The organism is Erwinia sp. Leaf53 (assembly GCF_001422605.1).
Taxonomy (GTDB): Bacteria; Pseudomonadota; Gammaproteobacteria; order Enterobacterales; family Enterobacteriaceae; genus Erwinia.
Genome location: NZ_LMLK01000001.1, coordinates 250,134 through 267,042, shown reverse-complemented (window position 1 = coordinate 267,042; position 16,909 = coordinate 250,134). Strand labels below are relative to the sequence as shown.

Sequence of the window (16,909 nt, the reverse complement as noted above, 5' to 3'; positions counted from 1 at the left end):
GCAGGTGAAAATGAAAACAATATCGCGGAAGAAATTTCGTCGGGTGACAGTCACCCTGCCGAATGGCAGGGTACCAAAAGCAGCGCGGACGTAAGTCCGCAGCAGGCGTGAAACTCAGAACGATAGCCGGTAAAATTTGCTGTCCACCTTCATTACCGGAAAGCTCTCCGGCAGTGCGCTGACCGCAATCTCGTCAAAACCGTTCTTCTCATAAAAGCGGTGCGCAGCAAGGAATTTCGCCGTGGTGCCCAGGTAAACATCCTGTAGCCGGCGTGCCCGGGCATGCTCCAGCAGCGTATTCAGCAGCGCGGCACCGGTGCCGAACTGACGGCCGCGGTACTCTGCGGCGACAAACATTTTGCGCAGCGCCGCCTGGCGATCGCCAATGTCCTTCAGGCCGATGCAGCCAACAATGACGTCACCGCTGCGCGCTATCCAGAAGCCGCCGTTACCCTGCTGGTAAAAATGCTGCACGTTACGCAGATCCGGCTGCTGATCGGCGGTGATATCAATGCCGAACTCCTGGTTCTGGATGCCAAGGATCAGCGCGATCACCGCCTCCTGATGCTGCGCCTGGTAAGGCTCAATCACTATCGATTCACCGGACATCACCGCCTCCTTTATACGGCCAGCGCACGTTCAACGTGCAGCAGGCAGGTGGCAAATACGTCTTCGCTGACTCCCCGCGCGACCGCGTCAGGGTCTGCGTCACCGGTGACGGTAAAGTCAGCCCACCATTCGGCCAGCGTCTGATTGCTGCCCTGCGGGGTGAGCTTAATCACCGCCACATAATCCTTAACCGGCATTGGCCCTTCAACAATCGCGTAATGCAGCTCAAAGGCGTCGGTGTCCAGTTTCAGCAGCTTTTCCCGCACGATGCCGTCCGGCACCGTCAGCCGACGCACCACGCCCGGCTCGGTGTGGCTGGCACCGTTTTCCAGTTCACTGTGGGAGATGGCCGGGTGGATCGCCGGCAGGCCGTTAAAATCGGCCAGCAGCGACCAGATTACGGCGGGTGCGGCGGCAATGGTGCGGCTGGCGTAAGCAGTATGGGGCATGTTCAGTCCTTAAAAGAGCCTTGAAGGATCATCAATCTAGCACGTTCATATCCTGAGCCGGTTAACCCTTTCAGGCGGCAACAAAAAACCGGTCTCAGGGACCGGTTTTTTTCGCCAGACATTCTCGTTAACGGAAGCGTTGCTGCCTGTACGCCGGATGTTAACGCCCGGCTACGGCCGCGTCATGCAGGTTCAGGCGCTGCCAGAAGCTCTGCTGTGCGTCACCAGAGAGCGGGTAACCGGCTTCCAGCGCGGTGCGCACCATCAGCTGACGACGCTGTGCGGCGCTGAGTGCTGGCAGCGCCGCTTCCAGCAGCACTTCTGCACCTTCCGGCACCACCACCGGCGCGGCTTTCACGCTGGCGCGCGGCAGGTTGTAAGTCATGGTGAAGCGGTAGAAGGTACGCATCGCCGGCGCGGCGAACGGATCGTCTTTCGCCGCCACCTTCGCGCAGGCCGCCAGCGATGAACCACACTCTTTCTCCAGCGCCGCACGCAGCTGCTGCTTCGCCTCATCGAACAGCTTGCGGTACGACGGATCGTTGAGGTAGTGCGCCACGTTGCGCTGCGCCACCATCCGCGATCCCATCACGTCCAGCGGATAGTGAACGCCGAGCACGATGCGCGAGTAGCCGTAGCGCGCCCCGCGATCGACCAGCGGCACAAAGCGTTCCGGGATCATCTGTGCCAGCAGCAACGCGTCGGTGTAGCCGGTGTTGGTGTGGCCGCTCGGGAAGGAGCCGCCGTCGGCGGTGTACGGGTGGCCATCTTTCACCACCGCCGTGTCCGGCACCCGATGAATGGTGTTGCCGGCGATCAGGAACGGGCGTTTATTGTCGAAATGCTTTTTCGCCTCACCGGTGCTGACCTCGCTGGCCTTCAGCAGCGCGGCGGCGCGGCCCAGTTCACCCTTGTCGTAGGCGCGAATAAACGCTTCGCCCAGCTTCGGCCCCAGCGCGTCGGCGAGGAAGTAAAGGTAGTTCTGGCCTTCGGCTTCCACCAGCGCCTGGCGGCGGGTGGCGTCAGAAGCGTTGAGGTTGATGCTTTCCACGGTGTCGAGGTTCTGCTTCAGCGTCGCCTGCGGCAGCGCGGTAAAACCGCTCAGCAGCGCAATGCCCGCCTGCTGGTTGGCCTTTTTAGCGAAATCGTAGCCGCTGGCCTTAAGCCAGGCTTTATCCACCTGTTTACCGCCCTGCTTTGCCGACTCCAGCTGGCTGCGCATCACGCTGGCGTAGTCCCCTTTGATGCTGGCGATCAGCGCGTTCTGTGCCGCGCTCTCCAGCGCTACGTAGGGCTGGCTGGTGCTGGCCGGGGTGGTGGTACTGGCGATAGCGGCTGCCTGCGGCAGCGTGGTGCCGGCGGCGTGCGCCAGCGGACCGGCCAGCAGCGCGGCGGTCAGAAGGGTGAGACGAAAGCGCATGTTTTTATCCTTAGAATCATCAGTCGGTTAACCTTGCCGCCAGCAGGTTAACGCCGCAATATGACGCTTTTTTGACAAGTCACATCCGGATACACTCCGGATTTCCCCGTCGCCTGCCCCCTTCACACCTGCCACGGCAGCACGCCGCGGTGCTTACGGCCGAGCAGCGATGCCAGCAGCATCAGCAGCACCACCAGCAGGATCATCAGGCAGCCGACCGCTGCCGCCAGCGTGGATGAGCCACCCTCGTCGAGGAAGACGATGGTCGGGCCGATGGTTTGCGTGGCGGACGTCACCAGCAGGATCGATACCTGGATTTCATTCAGCGCGGTGAGGAACACCAGAATCGCGCCGGCAATCACCGAAGGTGCCACCAGCGGCAGCAGGATATCGCGCATGCGGCGCAGGAAACCGGCCCCGGCCAGCTGCGCGGCCTCGTCCAGCGATCGTTCAACGCGGGCAAAGCCGGCCAGCGTCGGCCGCAGCACCAGCGCGAGAAAGTTCGACAGGTAGGCGGCGAGGATAATCCACACCGTACCATACAGGCTGACGTTGAGCAGCGGGATCGGCTTAAGGAAGAACAGCAGTGCGGCGATGCCGGTAACCACGCCGGGCAGCGCGTACGCCAGTTCGCTGGAGAGATGCAGCACCCGCACCAGCCGGGTGCGCCGCCAGCTCAGGTAACAGGCCATAAACAGCGCCATCAGCGTCAGGATCGCCGCCGCCAGCAGCGTCAGCCCGAGGCTGGTCACAAACGCATGGCGCACCGCCGGGTAGTCGAACAGCGCGTTGCGGTAGTTGGCCAGCGTCAGCGACTGCCAGTCAAGCGCCTGGCCAAAGCCCTGGGTCAGCGAGGTGGTCAGCAGCGCTGAAAGCGGCAGCAGCAGGATCAGCGCCATCATCAGCCAGACGGCGATCTCCACCGGCAGGCGCCAGCGCCCCAGCGACTGCTTCAGTCCGTGGGTGCTGCCGTTGACGCGCACGTCGCGCCGCCCGCCGAGCAGGCTGCTGGCGATCATGCCGATCAGCGTAATCGCCGCCAGCAGCAGCGACAGCACCGCCATATCCGGCAGCGCGCCGGGGCCGCTGTTGTTGAGCTGCTGATAGATCAGGGTGATCAGCGTCGGCACCCGCGCCGGAATGCCCAGCATCGCCTGGATACCAAAGTTACCGGCGGCAGAGACAAACGACAGCGCCGCCCCGGCGAAGATCGCCGGGCGGGCCAGCGGCAGGATCACGTCCAGCAGCACCCGGTACGGCGAGGCACCGGTGATGCGTGCCGCCTCGACCAGATCGGCGGGCAGCCGTTGCAGACCGGCGCGCACCGTCAGAAATACCAGCGGCGCGTTATGCAGGCCAAGCAGCACAATAATGCCCGACAGAGAATAGAGCGGCGGCCGGCCGCCATCACCGGGCGACAGGCCTGCCGCCGCCAGCCCCTGCACCAGCAGGCTGGACGGCGACATCGCCTGTACCCAGGCCAGCGCGGTGACCTGCGGTGGGATCATCAGCGGCAGGATAAAGGCGAATACCCAGGCGGCCTTCGCTCGCATATCGCTCAGCGCCACCAGCCAGGCGGCCAGGGTGCCGAGCAGCAGCGCCAGCCCGGTCGAGGCCAGCGCGATAATCAGCGTGTTACCGGTGGCGCGCAGTACCCGCGGCGTCGCCAGCAGCTGCAGCAGGCGCTCGCTGTCCGGCACGCCGGCGGGGGCGATCGCCGCCCAGATCAGCCGCGCCAGCGGCGCGATGGAGAGCAGGCCGATCGCCAGCGCCAGCAGCCACAGCACCCAGCGCTCGCTGCCCGGCCAGCGGGATGTTGGTCGGGCGGCAGCGCCGCGCAGCAGAGAAGGCAACACGCTCATCATCAGCCGCCGAAGATGTCGCTGAATTTTTCGCGTACCTGCTTATCGTCGGCCACCGCTTTGTCGGTATCCAGCGTCAGCAGCTTAATGGTGTCAACCGGCGCAAAGCCCTCCGGGGCAGCCACACGTTTATCAATCGGACGGTTCCCCTGTTCAGCCACCAGCTGCTGGCCTTTTTCGGACAGCATAAAGTCGACAAAGGCCTTCGCCGCCGGCACGTTGTGCGCCCCCTTCAGGATCGCCACCGGCTCGGTGACAAAGGAGGCCCCCTCCTGCGGATAGACCAGGTCGACCGGGCTGCCCTGCTTCTTCGCGCGGATCAGGTCGGCGTCGGTAATCACGCCATATTTAGCGATACCGCTGGCCACCGCCTTCAGCGCCGGGCCGTTACCGCCTTCCGGGGTGATATCGTTGGCCGCCAGCTTCTGGTAAAACGCCCAGCCAATTGACGGGGTGTTAATCGCGGTGTGCAGATGGTACAGCGCGGCACCGGAGTAAAGCGGGCTGGGTACCGCCACCTGGCCACGGTTGTCGGCGTCGGTCAGCGCCATCCAGCTGTTAACCGGTTTGGCCTTCTGCGTGTTGTAGCCGATCACCGTGGCGATAATTTTGGTGCCAAACCAGGTTTTGTCCTTGTCGTAAAAGTCCGGGCTGATGTGGCTGACCGGCGCACCGGCGTAGGCCATCAGCTGGCCCTCTTTCTTCAGCGCCCCGAGGTTAATCGCATCGGCCACCAGCAGCACGTCAGCCTTCACATCACCGCTCATCATCTCGGTGCGCAGCACGTTCATCAGCTGGGTGGTGCCGTTGCGCGTCCACGACACCTCAATCCCCGGATTGGCGGCCTTAAACGCATCGATGGTCTGCTGCGCGATTTCCGGTGCCTGCGAGGTGTAGACCACCAGCCTGCCGTCGGCGGCAACGGCGGTGGCAGACAGAGAGAGCAGGCCGGTCAGTACCAGAGTGTTTACCTTGCTACGCATAGTGCTGAGATCCTTGAGTGTGAGCCGTTAAGAGGGAATAACCCAGCCGTCGGAGACCGACAGCCGTAAACGATCGCCGGTGCTGACCAGCCGATCGGGAGAAAGGAACAGCGCCAGGCGGCTGTGCGGATCGGCTACCGGTGCCATCTCCAGCTGACGATAACTGCCGCGGTAAACCACCCGCCGCACGTCGGCACAGAAGCCAGGCTGGTCTTCAGCCACCGGCTGCAGATCCGGCGCGTGCAGGCAGACGTTGCCGTCCGGACGTACGCGCTGATCGGGGGAGGCACGCAGGTAGACGCGCTGGCCGAACAGCGTGACCCACGCCTGGCCTGCGCCGTCCGGCTCAATGTCGCTGACCGGTACCACCCGGCCATCGTCGATAAAGCGTGCCACCATCTCGTTGGCCGGCTGGCGATACAGGGTTTGCGGGGTGGCGAACTGCATTACCTCCCCGGCGTGCATCACCACGATGCGATCGGCCAGCGCCATCGCTTCATGCTGGTCGTGGGTGATGTAGATCAGGGTGGCTCCGGCGTGCTGATGGAAGCGGGTAAACTCCTCCTCCATCGCCGCGCGCAGGTGCACGTCAAGGTTAGCCAGCGGCTCATCCAGCAGCACCAGCTGCGGCCGTGTGACCAGGCAGCGCGCCAGCGCCACGCGCTGCCGCTGACCACCGGAAAGATCGGCGGGCTTACGTGCGCCCATGCCGTGCAGGCCGACCAGCTCCAGCGCGGCGTCGACGCGCTGCTGGCGGATGGCGCGATCCATCCCTTTTATTTTCAGGCTGTATTCGACGTTTTCTGCCACCGACATATGCGGCCACAGGGCATAATTCTGGAAGACGATGCTCAGGTCGCGCTGCTCGGGGGCAAGGTGCTGACCGGGGGCGCTGTAGCAGCGGTCACCGACGGTGATGGTGCCGCTTTCCGGCACTTCAAACCCGGCCAGCGTACGCAGCAGCGTGGTTTTTCCACAGCCGGAGGGGCCGAGCACCGCGATAAATTCTCCGTGCTCAATCTCAAGCGAGACATTACGCAGCACCGGCTGGCCGCCGAACGACTTGCACAATTTTTCAATCAGGATCGCGGACATAGCGGGTTTCTCCTGCCAGTCAGTTATAGCAACGGCTAAAACATACTGAGGGAAGATGACAGTGGGGTGACAGGCGCAGCTCGGGGGAGTGGATTAAACGGCGGCCGTCCGGCATCATCGCATTATTGCGTAAGACCCGGGCGTCACGCAGACGCTAGTCTTAGCATTCTGACGCCTGCCAGGAAGGGACACTATGAATCTGGATGCGGAATTTACCCTGCGTAAGCTGGAAATTTTTATCGTCTTTATGAACCGCGGCAACCTGACGCGCACCGCCGACGCGCTGGGGATCAGCAACGTCAGCGTACACCGGGCGCTGCACAGCCTTGAGCAGAGCGTGCGCTGCCCGCTGTTTGCCCACCAGGGGCGCAGCCTGGTGCCGCTACCCGCCGCGCATACGCTATGGGAATACGGCCAGGAGGCGCTGGATATGCTGTCGCGCGGCGTCGAGGAGGCGCGCAAGACCGCCGGGATCGGCCAGGGGCGTATCCGGCTGGGTACCCTCTATTCGCTGACGCTGGAAACCGTGCCGCAGCTGATTATGGGGATGAAAATGCGCCGTCCGGACCTGGAGATGGAGCTGACCATGGACTCCAACGAAACGCTGCAGGCGCGGCTTGAGGACGGGCTGCTGGATGCGATCCTCATCGTCACCTCTGACGCCGTCATTGACCTGAATCGCTTCGAGATGCTGCCGCTGTTTGACGATGATATTTTTCTGGCGGCACCGGCCAACTCGGGGCTGGAGAGCGGCCAGACCGCCGACCTGCGCGATTTTTCAGAGCAGAAGTTTGTCTCGCTGGCCGACGGCTTTGCCACCTCGCAGGGCTTTTATGAGGCCTTCGCCGTGGCGGGCTACCAGCCGGAGATCGTTACCCGGGTGAAGGATATCTTCTCGATGCTCAGCCTGGTGCAGGCCGGGGTCGGCTACACCCTGCTGCCCGGCCGCATGAAACGGGTGTATGAAAATTCAGTGCAGCTGCTTAAGCTGGCCGCGCCCTACCAGCGCCGCCAGACCATCTCCATCGTCTTTGAACGCAACCGCGAACACGATCCGAACCTGCTGGCGCTGGCGGCAGAGGGCCGCATGTACCGGCGGCAGCGTGAGGGGGCCGAACGGCAGGCCGGCTGATGCAACGCCGGTCAGAGGCTCCCCCGGGACCACAGGATCGCGATGCTACCTGCAGACCGGCCGCCGCAGGGTAGCGGAAAGGGGCTGGGACGCCGCCCGGCCCGCTCCTGGCAACACGGTAACGGGAGCATGACGGGCAGATCAGGGTTAACCGATTCCGCTACCCTCGCCGTTGCACTGCCCGTTCAGCCAGCCGCGTAATCAGCGCCGTTGCACTGCCCGTTAAGCCAGCCGCGTTATCAGCGCCGTTGCACTGCCCGTTCGGCCAGCCGTTTAATCAGCGCCACGCTGCCCTGCTCCAGCGCCACCGCTTCCCCACCGTTCAGCACCGGCCGGGTTAAACCGGTCAGCACCGCGCCCGGCGGCATCTCCACCGCCAGCCCAACTTCACGTTCTGTTGCGGCAACCATCGCGTCATACCAGCGCACCGGGCGGGCCATGTTCTGAGCCAGGTCGGCGGCAATCTGCTGCGGCTGCCACAGCACCCGCGCCGTGCTGCCGCTCAGGTAAGCGGCCTGCGGCCGCGCCAGCGACACCGACTGAAACGCCTCTGCCAGCTGCTCAGCCTGGGTGCCCAGCAGCGGGCAGTGAGACGGTGCGTTAACCGCCAGCCGGTGCACCTTCTGCGCTCCGGCAGCCCGTGCCCGTGCGGCCACTTCCGCCATCGCCACATCGCTGCCGGCGATGACCAGCTGCTGCGGCGCGTTGATGTTCGCCAGCCAGCAGGCGTCGCCCAGCAGCGGCTGCAGCCGTGCCTCATCCAGCCCGATTATCGCGGTCATGCCGTACCCCTGCGGAAAGGCCCGCTCCATCAGCGTGCCGCGCAGCGCCACCAGCCGCAGTGCGTCAGCAAAACTCAGCGCCCCGGCAATCACCGCTGCGGCAAACGCGCCGATCGACAGGCCGCAGCAAAAGTCAGGCTGCACGCTCTGCTGCCGCAGGCTGCGGGCGTGCGCCACCCCGGCGATCAGCAGGCACAGCTGCACCGCACGGGTCTGTTGCAGCGCTGACGCCCGATCCAGCTGCCTGACGTCTTCCCCCAGCGCCGTGCTGGCCTCGTCCAGCAGCTCGTCACCGCCCGGAAGCTGTTGCAGCATGCCGGGGCGCTGGCTGCCCTGGCCGGGAAAGGTAAACAGGATGTTCACGGCTGCGGGCCCCACGGCTGGCGGGTCAGCAGCGGGCCGCGGGCCGTTTTCAGCAGCACCTGACCGTCGCGCAGCCACTCAGCGAGGGCAAAGCCGCCATACGGCGTCTCGACCTGGGTATCCACCCGGCAGGGTAGCTGGCTGACAAACTGCTGCCAGGCGCGCAGCGCCTGCTCCGCCACCGGCTGCGGGCAGCGGATCAGCAGGTCGAGGTCGCTCTGATGATGCATCACCGGCACTTCGGTCACCAGCGCGTAGCCGGCGCTGCCGGTGATGCCCCAGATCCAGGGCCAGCGCTGCTGCGCCAGCTGAATCGCCGCCTGCAGCGGCTGCTGCGAGACAAACGGTGAAGCCAGCAGCTGCTGCGGGGTGCTGAGCGCTTCCGGGGCCAGTACCCGCACCACCTGCGCAGGGTCTACCCAGGCCGCCGCCCGCTGCTCACGCTTCAGCCCGCGAATGCCCACCGGAATACGCCCCTGCTGTGGATCGCTGTCGCGGCGCACCACCAGCGGCAGCGCACTGCGCCACTGGCTTGCCACCCAGCCGGGCAGCTCGCCCGACAGCGCGCCAGGCGCTCCTACCCAGAGCAGATCGTGTGGCTGAAAAATCATTCTCGCCTCCTGATGTTTGGCCGCAGCGTCACCTGACGGCGGTGCCGTCCATTATTACGCCTCTCGTTCACCGCTACCACTGGCTGCGCATCATCTCCCGCACCCGCAACGAACTGCGGCGGTTCTCCGCTCCCAGGCGGCACTGCAGGCCGGGGTCACGCCGCGCGGCGGCCACCGCGGCGGCCAGCGCCTGCTGCACCTGCGCCACGTCTTCGGCGTCCGGCGCGTCCGGCTGGCGAATATCCAGCAGCGCTTCCAGCAGGCCCAGGCTGTGGTAGCTGCCAATGTCGTAGGCCATCGGCGGCACGCTCTGCGCCAGTTTTTCCAGCGCCTCTACGCTGCGCAGGGTGATGCGCGCCGCCGCCGCCTTGCCCATCGCGTGGATCTGCACGCCGGGATCGTTGAAGGCGATCAGCCGGTTGGCCTGGTAGCCGTGCGCCAGAAACGCGCCGGACATCGCCCTGCCGACGATCAGCCCGATCACCGGGTGGCCGGCCAGCCGCGCTTCGGCGTAAGCTCCGGCGGCGGCGGCCAGCGCCTGGTGGATGCCAAACGCCTCCTCGCGGCGGCCGTAGGCCTGGCTGGGCACGTCGATCACCGCCACGATCGGCCGCTTCAGCGCCCGCTCACCATCGGCTGCCACGGTTTCACTGACCACCTTCGCCAGCGTCCAGCCTTCCAGCAGGCCGACCTCACCGCCCGCCGCGCGCGGATAGTGGTTCTGTGCGTCCGCCACCACGGCGATAAAACGCGCGGGTTCGGCGCCCACCTCACCCTCCGCAACCTGCACCGATGCACACAGCCCTGGCATGCGCGCCGCGCCGCCGGTCAGCTGCTGCAACCAGATTTCACCGCGCCCCGTTGGCTGATTCATGGCCGTTCCTCCCCGTTAAACAGTGCCGTCACCTGTCGTGCATCCGCCTGCTGCCGCGTGTCTGCCTCAGTCAGGCGCGGCAGATAATAGTCATAACGCTGCGAGCGATGCGGCAGAGGCACGCCGCGATCCAGCGCGTCGCGCATTGCCTGGCGCACCGCCTGCTGGCCGTCCGCCACCATCACATCCGCCAGCCCGCTGCGGCTACGAACCTCACCACCGCTCAGGCTCCAGATAAACGGCCGGTCGCGCGAGTCATACTCCTCAATGCCCGCCTCCTGCTCGATCACCTGCGGGCCGTTCAGCCCCAGCCGCGCCTCGCGGGTGACGATCAGCTGGCTGCACAGCCCGGCGGCGATCGACATGCCGCCGAAACAGCCGACGGTGCCGGCGATAATCCCCACCACCGGGGTATAACGGCGCAGGTCAACGATCGCCGCGTGGATATCGGCAATCGCCGCCAGCCCGAGATTGGCCTCCTGTAACCGCACGCCGCCGGTCTCCAGACACAGCACGGCACGGGTTGGCGTGCCGTTGCGGTGGTCGTCTGCCGCCAGCTCCAGCGCCGCCGCCATCTTCGCACCGGAGACTTCCCCCATGCTGCCCCCCTGAAACGCCCCTTCGATGGCGATGACCACCGCAGGTTCGCCGTCGATGGTGCCTTTCGCCACCACCATGCCGTCATCCGCCTGCGGCACGATGCCCTGCCCGGCCAGCCACGGCGACATCACGCCGTCGAACGGGTCAAGCAGTTCGCGAAAGCTGCCGGCGTCCAGCAGCAGGCGCGCGCGCTGGCGGGCGTTCAGTTCAATAAAGCTGCTGTCGTTACGCACCGGCCACCTCCTCAAATACCTGCTCAATACGGATCCGCGCCACGCCGGGCGTGGCGGCAAAGTCGTGAATGGTCATCTGCCCGGCCGCCAGCACGCCGAACCCGGCCAGCCGGTTGAACAGCGCCTGCCAGCGGCGTTCGCTGTTGTCCACCGAGGTGGTAATGGTGACGCCGAGCGTGGTGCCGGGCCCGGCAACAAACAGCACTTCCATATCGCCGGAGCCGACCACGCCGGCCAGCGCCCTGCCGTTCAGGCTGCGGCTGGCGGGAACCGTTAAGGTTATCTGTTGCATAACATCCTCTTTATCCTGCTGCGGCAGCATCAGCCGCCGCGTGAAAGTCGATCGAGAAACAGGGTCGCCGCCAGCAGATCGGCGGCACCGCCGGGTGAGGCGTTGGCGGCCAGCATCTGCCGGTCAAGCTGCACCAGCGCCGACCAGCCTGCGGGCTGGCTCACGCCGCCCGCCGCCAGCACCGCGCGCGCGCCCTGCTGCATGGCCGTCAGGCCGGCCAGCCCGGCGCGTGACAGTACGCAGGTGTCGCTAAGGCTGGTCATCATCGCCAGCAGCGCGTCCAGCTGCGCCTGCTCTTCTGTTGCTCCCTGCTGGCGGCTGGCGTGCAGCTGTGGCAGCGCAAGATCGGTGATATGAGGAAAACCCTGCTGCGCTTCTTCACGCGCGCCGGGCAGCCGGAAGCGCGCGCTGGCACGCTGGCCGTTGCTGAACTGGCGGGGCATCTGTGCGTCCGGCAGCCGCGCCAGACGGGCGGCGGCTTTCACCACACGAGTCATCGCCTGTTCGCCGCTGCAGATTGTGGCATTTTCTCTGCGTGTGGCAGCTGCTGTGCCAGTTCCGACGGCGATAGTCGCCCCCCGTGCAGCCGTTTCTGCGCCAGTGCCCGGTGCAGCATTCGCCCCCCACGTAACCACCGCTGTACCACTTAAAGCGGCGGCATTCCCCCTTAGCGTCAGCGCCTCTGCACCGCTGCCGACGGCATCTTGTGAATCAGCCGTCATCGCCGCGCCGCACACCAGCAGCCCCAGCGCCCAGATCGCGCCGCGATGGGTGTTAACGCCGCCGGTAGCCTGCAACATGCACGCTTCGGCCTCGCGGCCGAGCTGGCCGACCCGCTGGCGCAGCGCGACATCCGCCGGTTGTTGCCAGCAGGCCAGCGCCAGCGCCTGAAAGGCGGGCGTCAGGCTGTGGGCGGAGCGTTCCATCAGCGCCAGCGTCAGATCCTGATGCGCGCCGCTGCCGCGCCGGTCAACCAGCCCCGGTTTCGGCGTCAGCCGCACTTCATCCAGCAGGCAGCCGGTGGCCAGCGCCGCCAGCCGCCGTGCCCGTGTTTCCGCTTCCGTCGCGGCGTACTGCCGCAGCAACGTCATTACCAGCTCCGGAATCTGGCCGGCGGCTGATACAGCCCGCCGGACCAGTCGACCAGCTCGGCCACGCTGCCCGCCGCCAGCAGCGAGCGGCTGGCGTCAGTACGGCGAATGCCGAGATCTTCCGGGAAGGCCACTTTGCCTTCGCGCCGCAGCTGTGCCACCCGCTGCGCGCTAACGCCGAGGCCGATATCGGTAATACCCGCTACCGCCGCCACCATCGCCCGCCTCTCCTCCAGCGAGCGCGCGCGGTACAGGTAGGCGATGCCCTCTTCGGTCAGCACGTGGGTGACGTCATCGCCGTAGATCATCACCGGTGCCAGCGGCATCCCGGCGGCTTTCGCCACTTCAACAGCATCCAGTTTTTCCACAAAGCTCGGTTTCGCCCCGGCCTGGAAGGTCTCGACCATCTGCACCACCAGCTTGCGGCCGCGCGCCAGCGGATCCGGCTCTTCGATCATCGCCAGCCACGCCGGGCTGGCATGGCGCCGCCCGTGCGGGTCGTGGCCCATATTCGGCGCGCCGCCAAAGCCGGCCAGCCGCCCGCGGGTCACCGTTGAGGAGTTGGCCAGCCCGTCGATCTGCAGCGTGGAGCCGATAAACATGTCGGTGGCGTACTGACCGGCCAGCTGGCAGAAGGCGCGGTTAGAACGCATCGATCCGTCGGCACCGGTGAAGAACACGTCAGGCCGCGCGGCCACGTATTTCTCCATGCCCAGCTCGCCGCCGAAGCAGTGCACGCTCTCCACCCAGCCGCTTTCGATCGCCGGGATCAGCGTCGGGTGCGGGTTAAGCGCCCAGTGGCGGCAGATTTTGCCCTTCAGGCCGAGCCGTTCGCCCCAGGTCGGCAGCAGCAGCTCGATGGCGGCGGTGTTAAAGCCGATACCGTGATTCAGCGACTGCACCTGATGTTCGGCGTAGATCCCCTTGATTGCCATCATTGCCATCAGGATCTGTTCCGGCTTGATCAGCCGCGGATCGCGGGTGAACAGCGGCTCGATAAAGAACGGCCGATCGGCCACCACCACAAAGTCGATCCAGGAGCCGGGGATATCCACCCGCGGCAGGTCGCTTTCGTCATCCACCAGCTCGTTGATCTGCGCGATGACGATACCGTCGTGAAAGGCGGCGGCCTCAACCAGCGCCGGGGTATCTTCGGTGCTGGGGCCAGTGTAGAGGTTGCCCTTGCGATCGGCCTTAAAGCCGGCCACCAGCGCCACGTTGGGGGTCAGATCGACAAACAGGCGGGCGTAGAGCTCGATATAGGTGTGGATCGCGCCGATCTCCAGCAGCCCGTCTTCCAGCAGCTGAGAGATGCGCAGGCTCTGCGGCCCGGAGAAGGAGAAGTCCAGCCGGCGGGCGATGCCCTTTTCAAACAGATCGAGATGTTCGCTGCGGCCGACGCTGGGCATGATCATATGCAGATCGTGCAGCTTCTGCGGATCCACCTGCGCCAGCGAGCGCGAGAGGAAGTCGGCCTGCTTCTGGTTATTGCCCTCCATCACTACCCGGTCGCCAGGGGCGATCAGCGCCTCCAGCATGGCGACCAGCGCGTCGGTGGGCAGGACTTTATCGGGCAGGCCGAGGCTGGCGATACGCCGCTGCTTTTCGCGGCGACGCGTATCCCAGGCGCGGGGTGTGGCAGGGGAATGCATGGTGTGACCTCCGGCAGGCGGTGGGCGTGCGTTGCCGCACTCAGACCTGTCAGTGTGCGCGCAGAGTCATGACGCCACAATTACGCACGGCGCTGGGTCGTTAGGCTGGGAGTAATGAAAGAAGAGAAATGAAGTAGATCAGCGCGTTACAGATAACAGAATCAGATAAGCGTCACATAAAGTCGTATAAATACGAAAAAAGGACAGCCCGGTGAGGCTGTCCCTTATTCAAGTTCCGGCCATTACAGACGGCCGGTCAGTTGCAGTATCGCAACGATGATTTGCAGCACGGCGTTGATTAACTCAAGCACCAGCAAGGCAATTTCCATCACTTTCTCCCTGTTACGGGAGTGCGCACAGCACCATGAATGCCCTTGAGCTTCCCTTCACGGTTTGTACCCGGTAACAGGGACATGCGACACTCTGCGGGTGGGGGCAAACCGGGCAGCACCATCTGTTACCGATCGGTATAAACCCTCACTGACTGAACACCCACAGCTCTCGCAACGGCATCCCTGCTCACCGTGCATCAGTATACATTTCGCTCAGATCAAAAAACAATCAGTTGAATCTTGACGTTGAAGCCCTGTTCATCTACCGTAGACCTGTCTGATCTGCTGTGGTCCGGTAAGTTACAGCCTCACTGACAGCATCCCCCGGCGCGAGCGGTGACTCATTCCGGGAAGGTTAATCTCAGGCAGTTGCAGTATCACAACGATGATCGGCATTAAGCGGGTACGGGCTTACTGCTAAGGTTCTCTGCTCAGCAACCAACTGTTGCAGGAACAAAAAAAAGAACCCTCCTCACGGACGGGTTCTTTTTTTATGCGTGCAGTTTAACGGTCAGGCTGTGGCGTGGTGTTCCGCGCTGGCAGGATGCTGCGAAACCCCGGCCATTTCGGCCATCTCCGCATCGGTTCCCTGCTGCGCCGTCCCCGCCTCTTCTCCCTGCTGATGCACCGCAATATAACGCTGGTAGCGGCTCTCTTTCAGCCGGGTAAGATCCACCAGCACCAGTCCGTCGATGCAGTGGTTAAAGTCCGGGTCGCTGCCGAAATCGATAAACTGCACGCCGCCGGTTTCACACAGCTCTGAATACTGCTTATAGAGCGGCGGAATGCCGGTGCCGAGGTTGGTCAGCAGGCGCTTCAGCGTCTTCAGATCTTCGCCGTAACTTACGCCGTGAAACTGCGCCAGCACGTCCGGCAGCGAGGCCGGATACGGGCGGCGGGAGGCGGCCAGCGGCAGCGCCGGGGCAAACCACAGGCGGTAGAACGCGACCAGCAGATCGCGCGCCGCCAGCGGCAGGCCGCCGGAGATGGAAACCGGGCCGAACAGGTAGCGATACTGCGGGTATTTCGCCAGATATGCGCCGATCCCCAGCCACAGATAGTCAAGGCCGCGTTTGCCCCAGTAAGCGGGCTGGATAAAGCTGCGCCCCAGCTCAATGCCCTGCATCAGAATCGGGTTCATCTGATGGTCGTAGTGGAACAGGCTGTGGCTGTAGATCCCCTCGACGCCCTTGCGCTCTAACTGTTCGGCGGTAGGGATAAAGCGGTAGGCACCGACGATATCCAGCGCCTCTTCGTCCCACAGGATCAGGTGATAGTAGTCATCATCATAGTCATCGAGGTCGCGACGGGTGCCGCTGCCCTCGCCCACCGCGCGGAAGGCAATTTCACGCAGCCGCCCCAGCTCGCGCAGGATCGGCACGTAGTCTTCGCCGTTGCGGCGGTAGAGGTAGATCATTTTGCCGTCCGGCAGCTGGCCAAGCACTTCGCAGCAGGCCAGCGCGCGCTTCAGCACCGCGCGGTCTTCCGCACGGGCGATGGCCGCTTCGGTCTGGAACAGCGCCGGCTTGCCTGCACCGACCCGATACAGGTGACGGCGAAAGCGTGCCGCCAGCGCTTTGGCCGGCGTGTGGCCGTCGTGCCAGCTGGCGTAAGGGATGCGTTTGCCAATCTTCAGCTTCAGCCGCGCGCCGCGGTTATGGAACATCTCTTTGACCAGCAGCAGCATCGACAGCGGCCGGTAGATTTTCGAGGTGAGGTAGAACAGCGCGCTGTTGCGGCCGCTGACGTGGATCGGCACCACCGGCGCGCGGTAGCGGGCCGCCAGCTTAAGGAAGCCGTGGCTCCATTTGCCATCCTTCACCCCTTTGCTGCCGAAGCGTGACACTTCGCCGGCCGGGAAGAAGATCAGCACGCCCTGGTTCTCCATCTGCTCCTGCATCGTCGCCAGCTGCTGGCGGCTGGTGCGGTTGCCCATATTGTCCACCGGCAGCATCAGGCTGCTCAGCGACTCCAGGCAGTTGAGCAGACGATTGGTGACGATTTTCACATCGCGACGTACCTGTGAGACGGCGTGCAGCAGCGCCAGACCGTCCAGCGTGCCCAGCGGATGGTTAGCAACGATCACCACCGGCCCCTGGCTGGGGATCTGCTCCAGGTCACGTTCGCTGAGTTCGCAGCTGACGTCGAGATACTCCAGCACCTGTTCCACCATATCCAGCCCCTTCAGGTGGCGGTATTTCTGGTTGAACTGCTGAAACTCTTTTTCGTGCAGCAGCGCACGGAGCAGAGACTTTTGCCACGAGGGCGTGTGACGCTGCGGGCTGAGCTCTTCCAGTACGGTTTCGATAGTAAACACAGGCGGATCTCCGGGCGTTTTAGCCGACACTACCCAGCGTGGATGAACCGCTTATGGCAAAAAAATGACCGGAATAAGACAGCACTCAGGGCGGTATCCTGTCCGCCTGCCGGGTATCGGCTCCCCTTAGGGCAGTCACACCTCGGCTGAAAAGATAGTTGCAACCGGTAACTATTTGGATAATTTGATGGTAAAACGCACCGTTACAGGTA

General features: G+C 64.4%; 15 protein-coding genes. 1 reads left to right on the top strand and 14 read right to left on the bottom strand.

All coding sequences use genetic code 11. From position 1 onward, the window contains the following. Nucleotides 1–114: 114 nt before the first annotated feature. From ASF13_RS01180 to ASF13_RS01155, 6 genes are all read right to left on the bottom strand, one after another. Nucleotides 115–609: a GNAT family N-acetyltransferase gene (locus ASF13_RS01180; protein WP_056231556.1), complete on the bottom strand. Its 495-nt coding sequence runs from the start codon at nt 607–609 to the stop codon at nt 115–117. Between the two features lie 11 nt (nt 610–620). Next, complete coding sequence (locus ASF13_RS01175) at nt 621–1,058, bottom strand: SRPBCC family protein (protein WP_056231553.1); 438 nt, start codon at nt 1,056–1,058, stop codon at nt 621–623. Nucleotides 1,059–1,218: 160 nt separating this feature from the next. Beyond that, a complete protein-coding gene (locus ASF13_RS01170; RefSeq protein WP_056231550.1) occupies nt 1,219–2,478 on the bottom strand; it encodes a phosphatase PAP2 family protein in 1,260 nt (419 codons plus the stop codon). A gap of 122 nt (nt 2,479–2,600) precedes the next feature. After that, nucleotides 2,601–4,340 carry an iron ABC transporter permease gene (locus ASF13_RS01165; protein WP_056232316.1) on the bottom strand — a complete coding sequence of 580 codons (1,740 nt, stop codon included), beginning with the start codon at nt 4,338–4,340 and terminating at the stop codon, nt 2,601–2,603. A gap of 2 nt (nt 4,341–4,342) precedes the next feature. Further along, entirely contained in the window at nt 4,343–5,323 is a 981-nt protein-coding gene (locus tag ASF13_RS01160) for an ABC transporter substrate-binding protein (RefSeq protein ID WP_056231547.1), read from the bottom strand. Between the two features lie 27 nt (nt 5,324–5,350). Then, a complete protein-coding gene (locus ASF13_RS01155; RefSeq protein WP_056231544.1) occupies nt 5,351–6,418 on the bottom strand; it encodes an ABC transporter ATP-binding protein in 1,068 nt (355 codons plus the stop codon). 193 nt (nt 6,419–6,611) lie between these two features. Here ASF13_RS01155 and ASF13_RS01150 point away from each other — a divergent pair, with 193 nt between their 5' ends. Beyond that, nucleotides 6,612–7,550 (top strand): LysR family transcriptional regulator, encoded by a 939-nt coding sequence (locus ASF13_RS01150; protein WP_056231541.1) that lies wholly within the window; start codon nt 6,612–6,614, stop codon nt 7,548–7,550. A gap of 239 nt (nt 7,551–7,789) precedes the next feature. Here ASF13_RS01150 and mdcH read toward each other — a convergent pair whose 3' ends face one another. The 8 genes from mdcH to ASF13_RS01110 form a co-directional block, all read right to left on the bottom strand. After that, nucleotides 7,790–8,695 carry a malonate decarboxylase subunit epsilon gene (gene mdcH / locus ASF13_RS01145; RefSeq protein ID WP_056231539.1) on the bottom strand — a complete coding sequence of 302 codons (906 nt, stop codon included), beginning with the start codon at nt 8,693–8,695 and terminating at the stop codon, nt 7,790–7,792. Next, nucleotides 8,692–9,306, bottom strand: a complete 615-nt coding sequence (locus ASF13_RS01140) for a malonate decarboxylase holo-ACP synthase (RefSeq protein WP_056231536.1) — start codon at nt 9,304–9,306, stop codon at nt 8,692–8,694. Before ASF13_RS01140 ends, mdcH begins: the two co-directional genes overlap by 4 nt. Before the next feature lie 73 nt (nt 9,307–9,379). After that, on the bottom strand, nt 9,380–10,180 hold the full coding sequence (gene mdcE, locus ASF13_RS01135) for a biotin-independent malonate decarboxylase subunit gamma (protein WP_056231532.1): 801 nt from the start codon (nt 10,178–10,180) through the stop codon (nt 9,380–9,382). Beyond that, nucleotides 10,177–11,013 carry a biotin-independent malonate decarboxylase subunit beta gene (locus ASF13_RS01130; RefSeq protein ID WP_056231530.1) on the bottom strand — a complete coding sequence of 279 codons (837 nt, stop codon included), beginning with the start codon at nt 11,011–11,013 and terminating at the stop codon, nt 10,177–10,179. The genes mdcE and ASF13_RS01130 overlap by 4 nt, the downstream gene beginning before the upstream one ends. Next, nucleotides 11,006–11,305 carry a malonate decarboxylase acyl carrier protein gene (gene mdcC / locus ASF13_RS01125; protein WP_056232313.1) on the bottom strand — a complete coding sequence of 100 codons (300 nt, stop codon included), beginning with the start codon at nt 11,303–11,305 and terminating at the stop codon, nt 11,006–11,008. The genes ASF13_RS01130 and mdcC overlap by 8 nt, the downstream gene beginning before the upstream one ends. A gap of 29 nt (nt 11,306–11,334) precedes the next feature. Continuing rightward, nucleotides 11,335–12,396, bottom strand: coding sequence for a triphosphoribosyl-dephospho-CoA synthase (locus tag ASF13_RS01120; RefSeq protein WP_056231525.1), 1,062 nt, complete (start codon nt 12,394–12,396; stop codon nt 11,335–11,337). Then, nucleotides 12,396–14,048, bottom strand: a complete 1,653-nt coding sequence (gene mdcA / locus ASF13_RS01115) for a malonate decarboxylase subunit alpha (protein WP_056231522.1) — start codon at nt 14,046–14,048, stop codon at nt 12,396–12,398. Before mdcA ends, ASF13_RS01120 begins: the two co-directional genes overlap by 1 nt. 843 nt (nt 14,049–14,891) lie before the next feature. Beyond that, nucleotides 14,892–16,697 carry a lysophospholipid acyltransferase family protein gene (locus ASF13_RS01110; protein ID WP_082502256.1) on the bottom strand — a complete coding sequence of 602 codons (1,806 nt, stop codon included), beginning with the start codon at nt 16,695–16,697 and terminating at the stop codon, nt 14,892–14,894. Between the last annotated feature and the right edge of the window lie 212 nt (nt 16,698–16,909).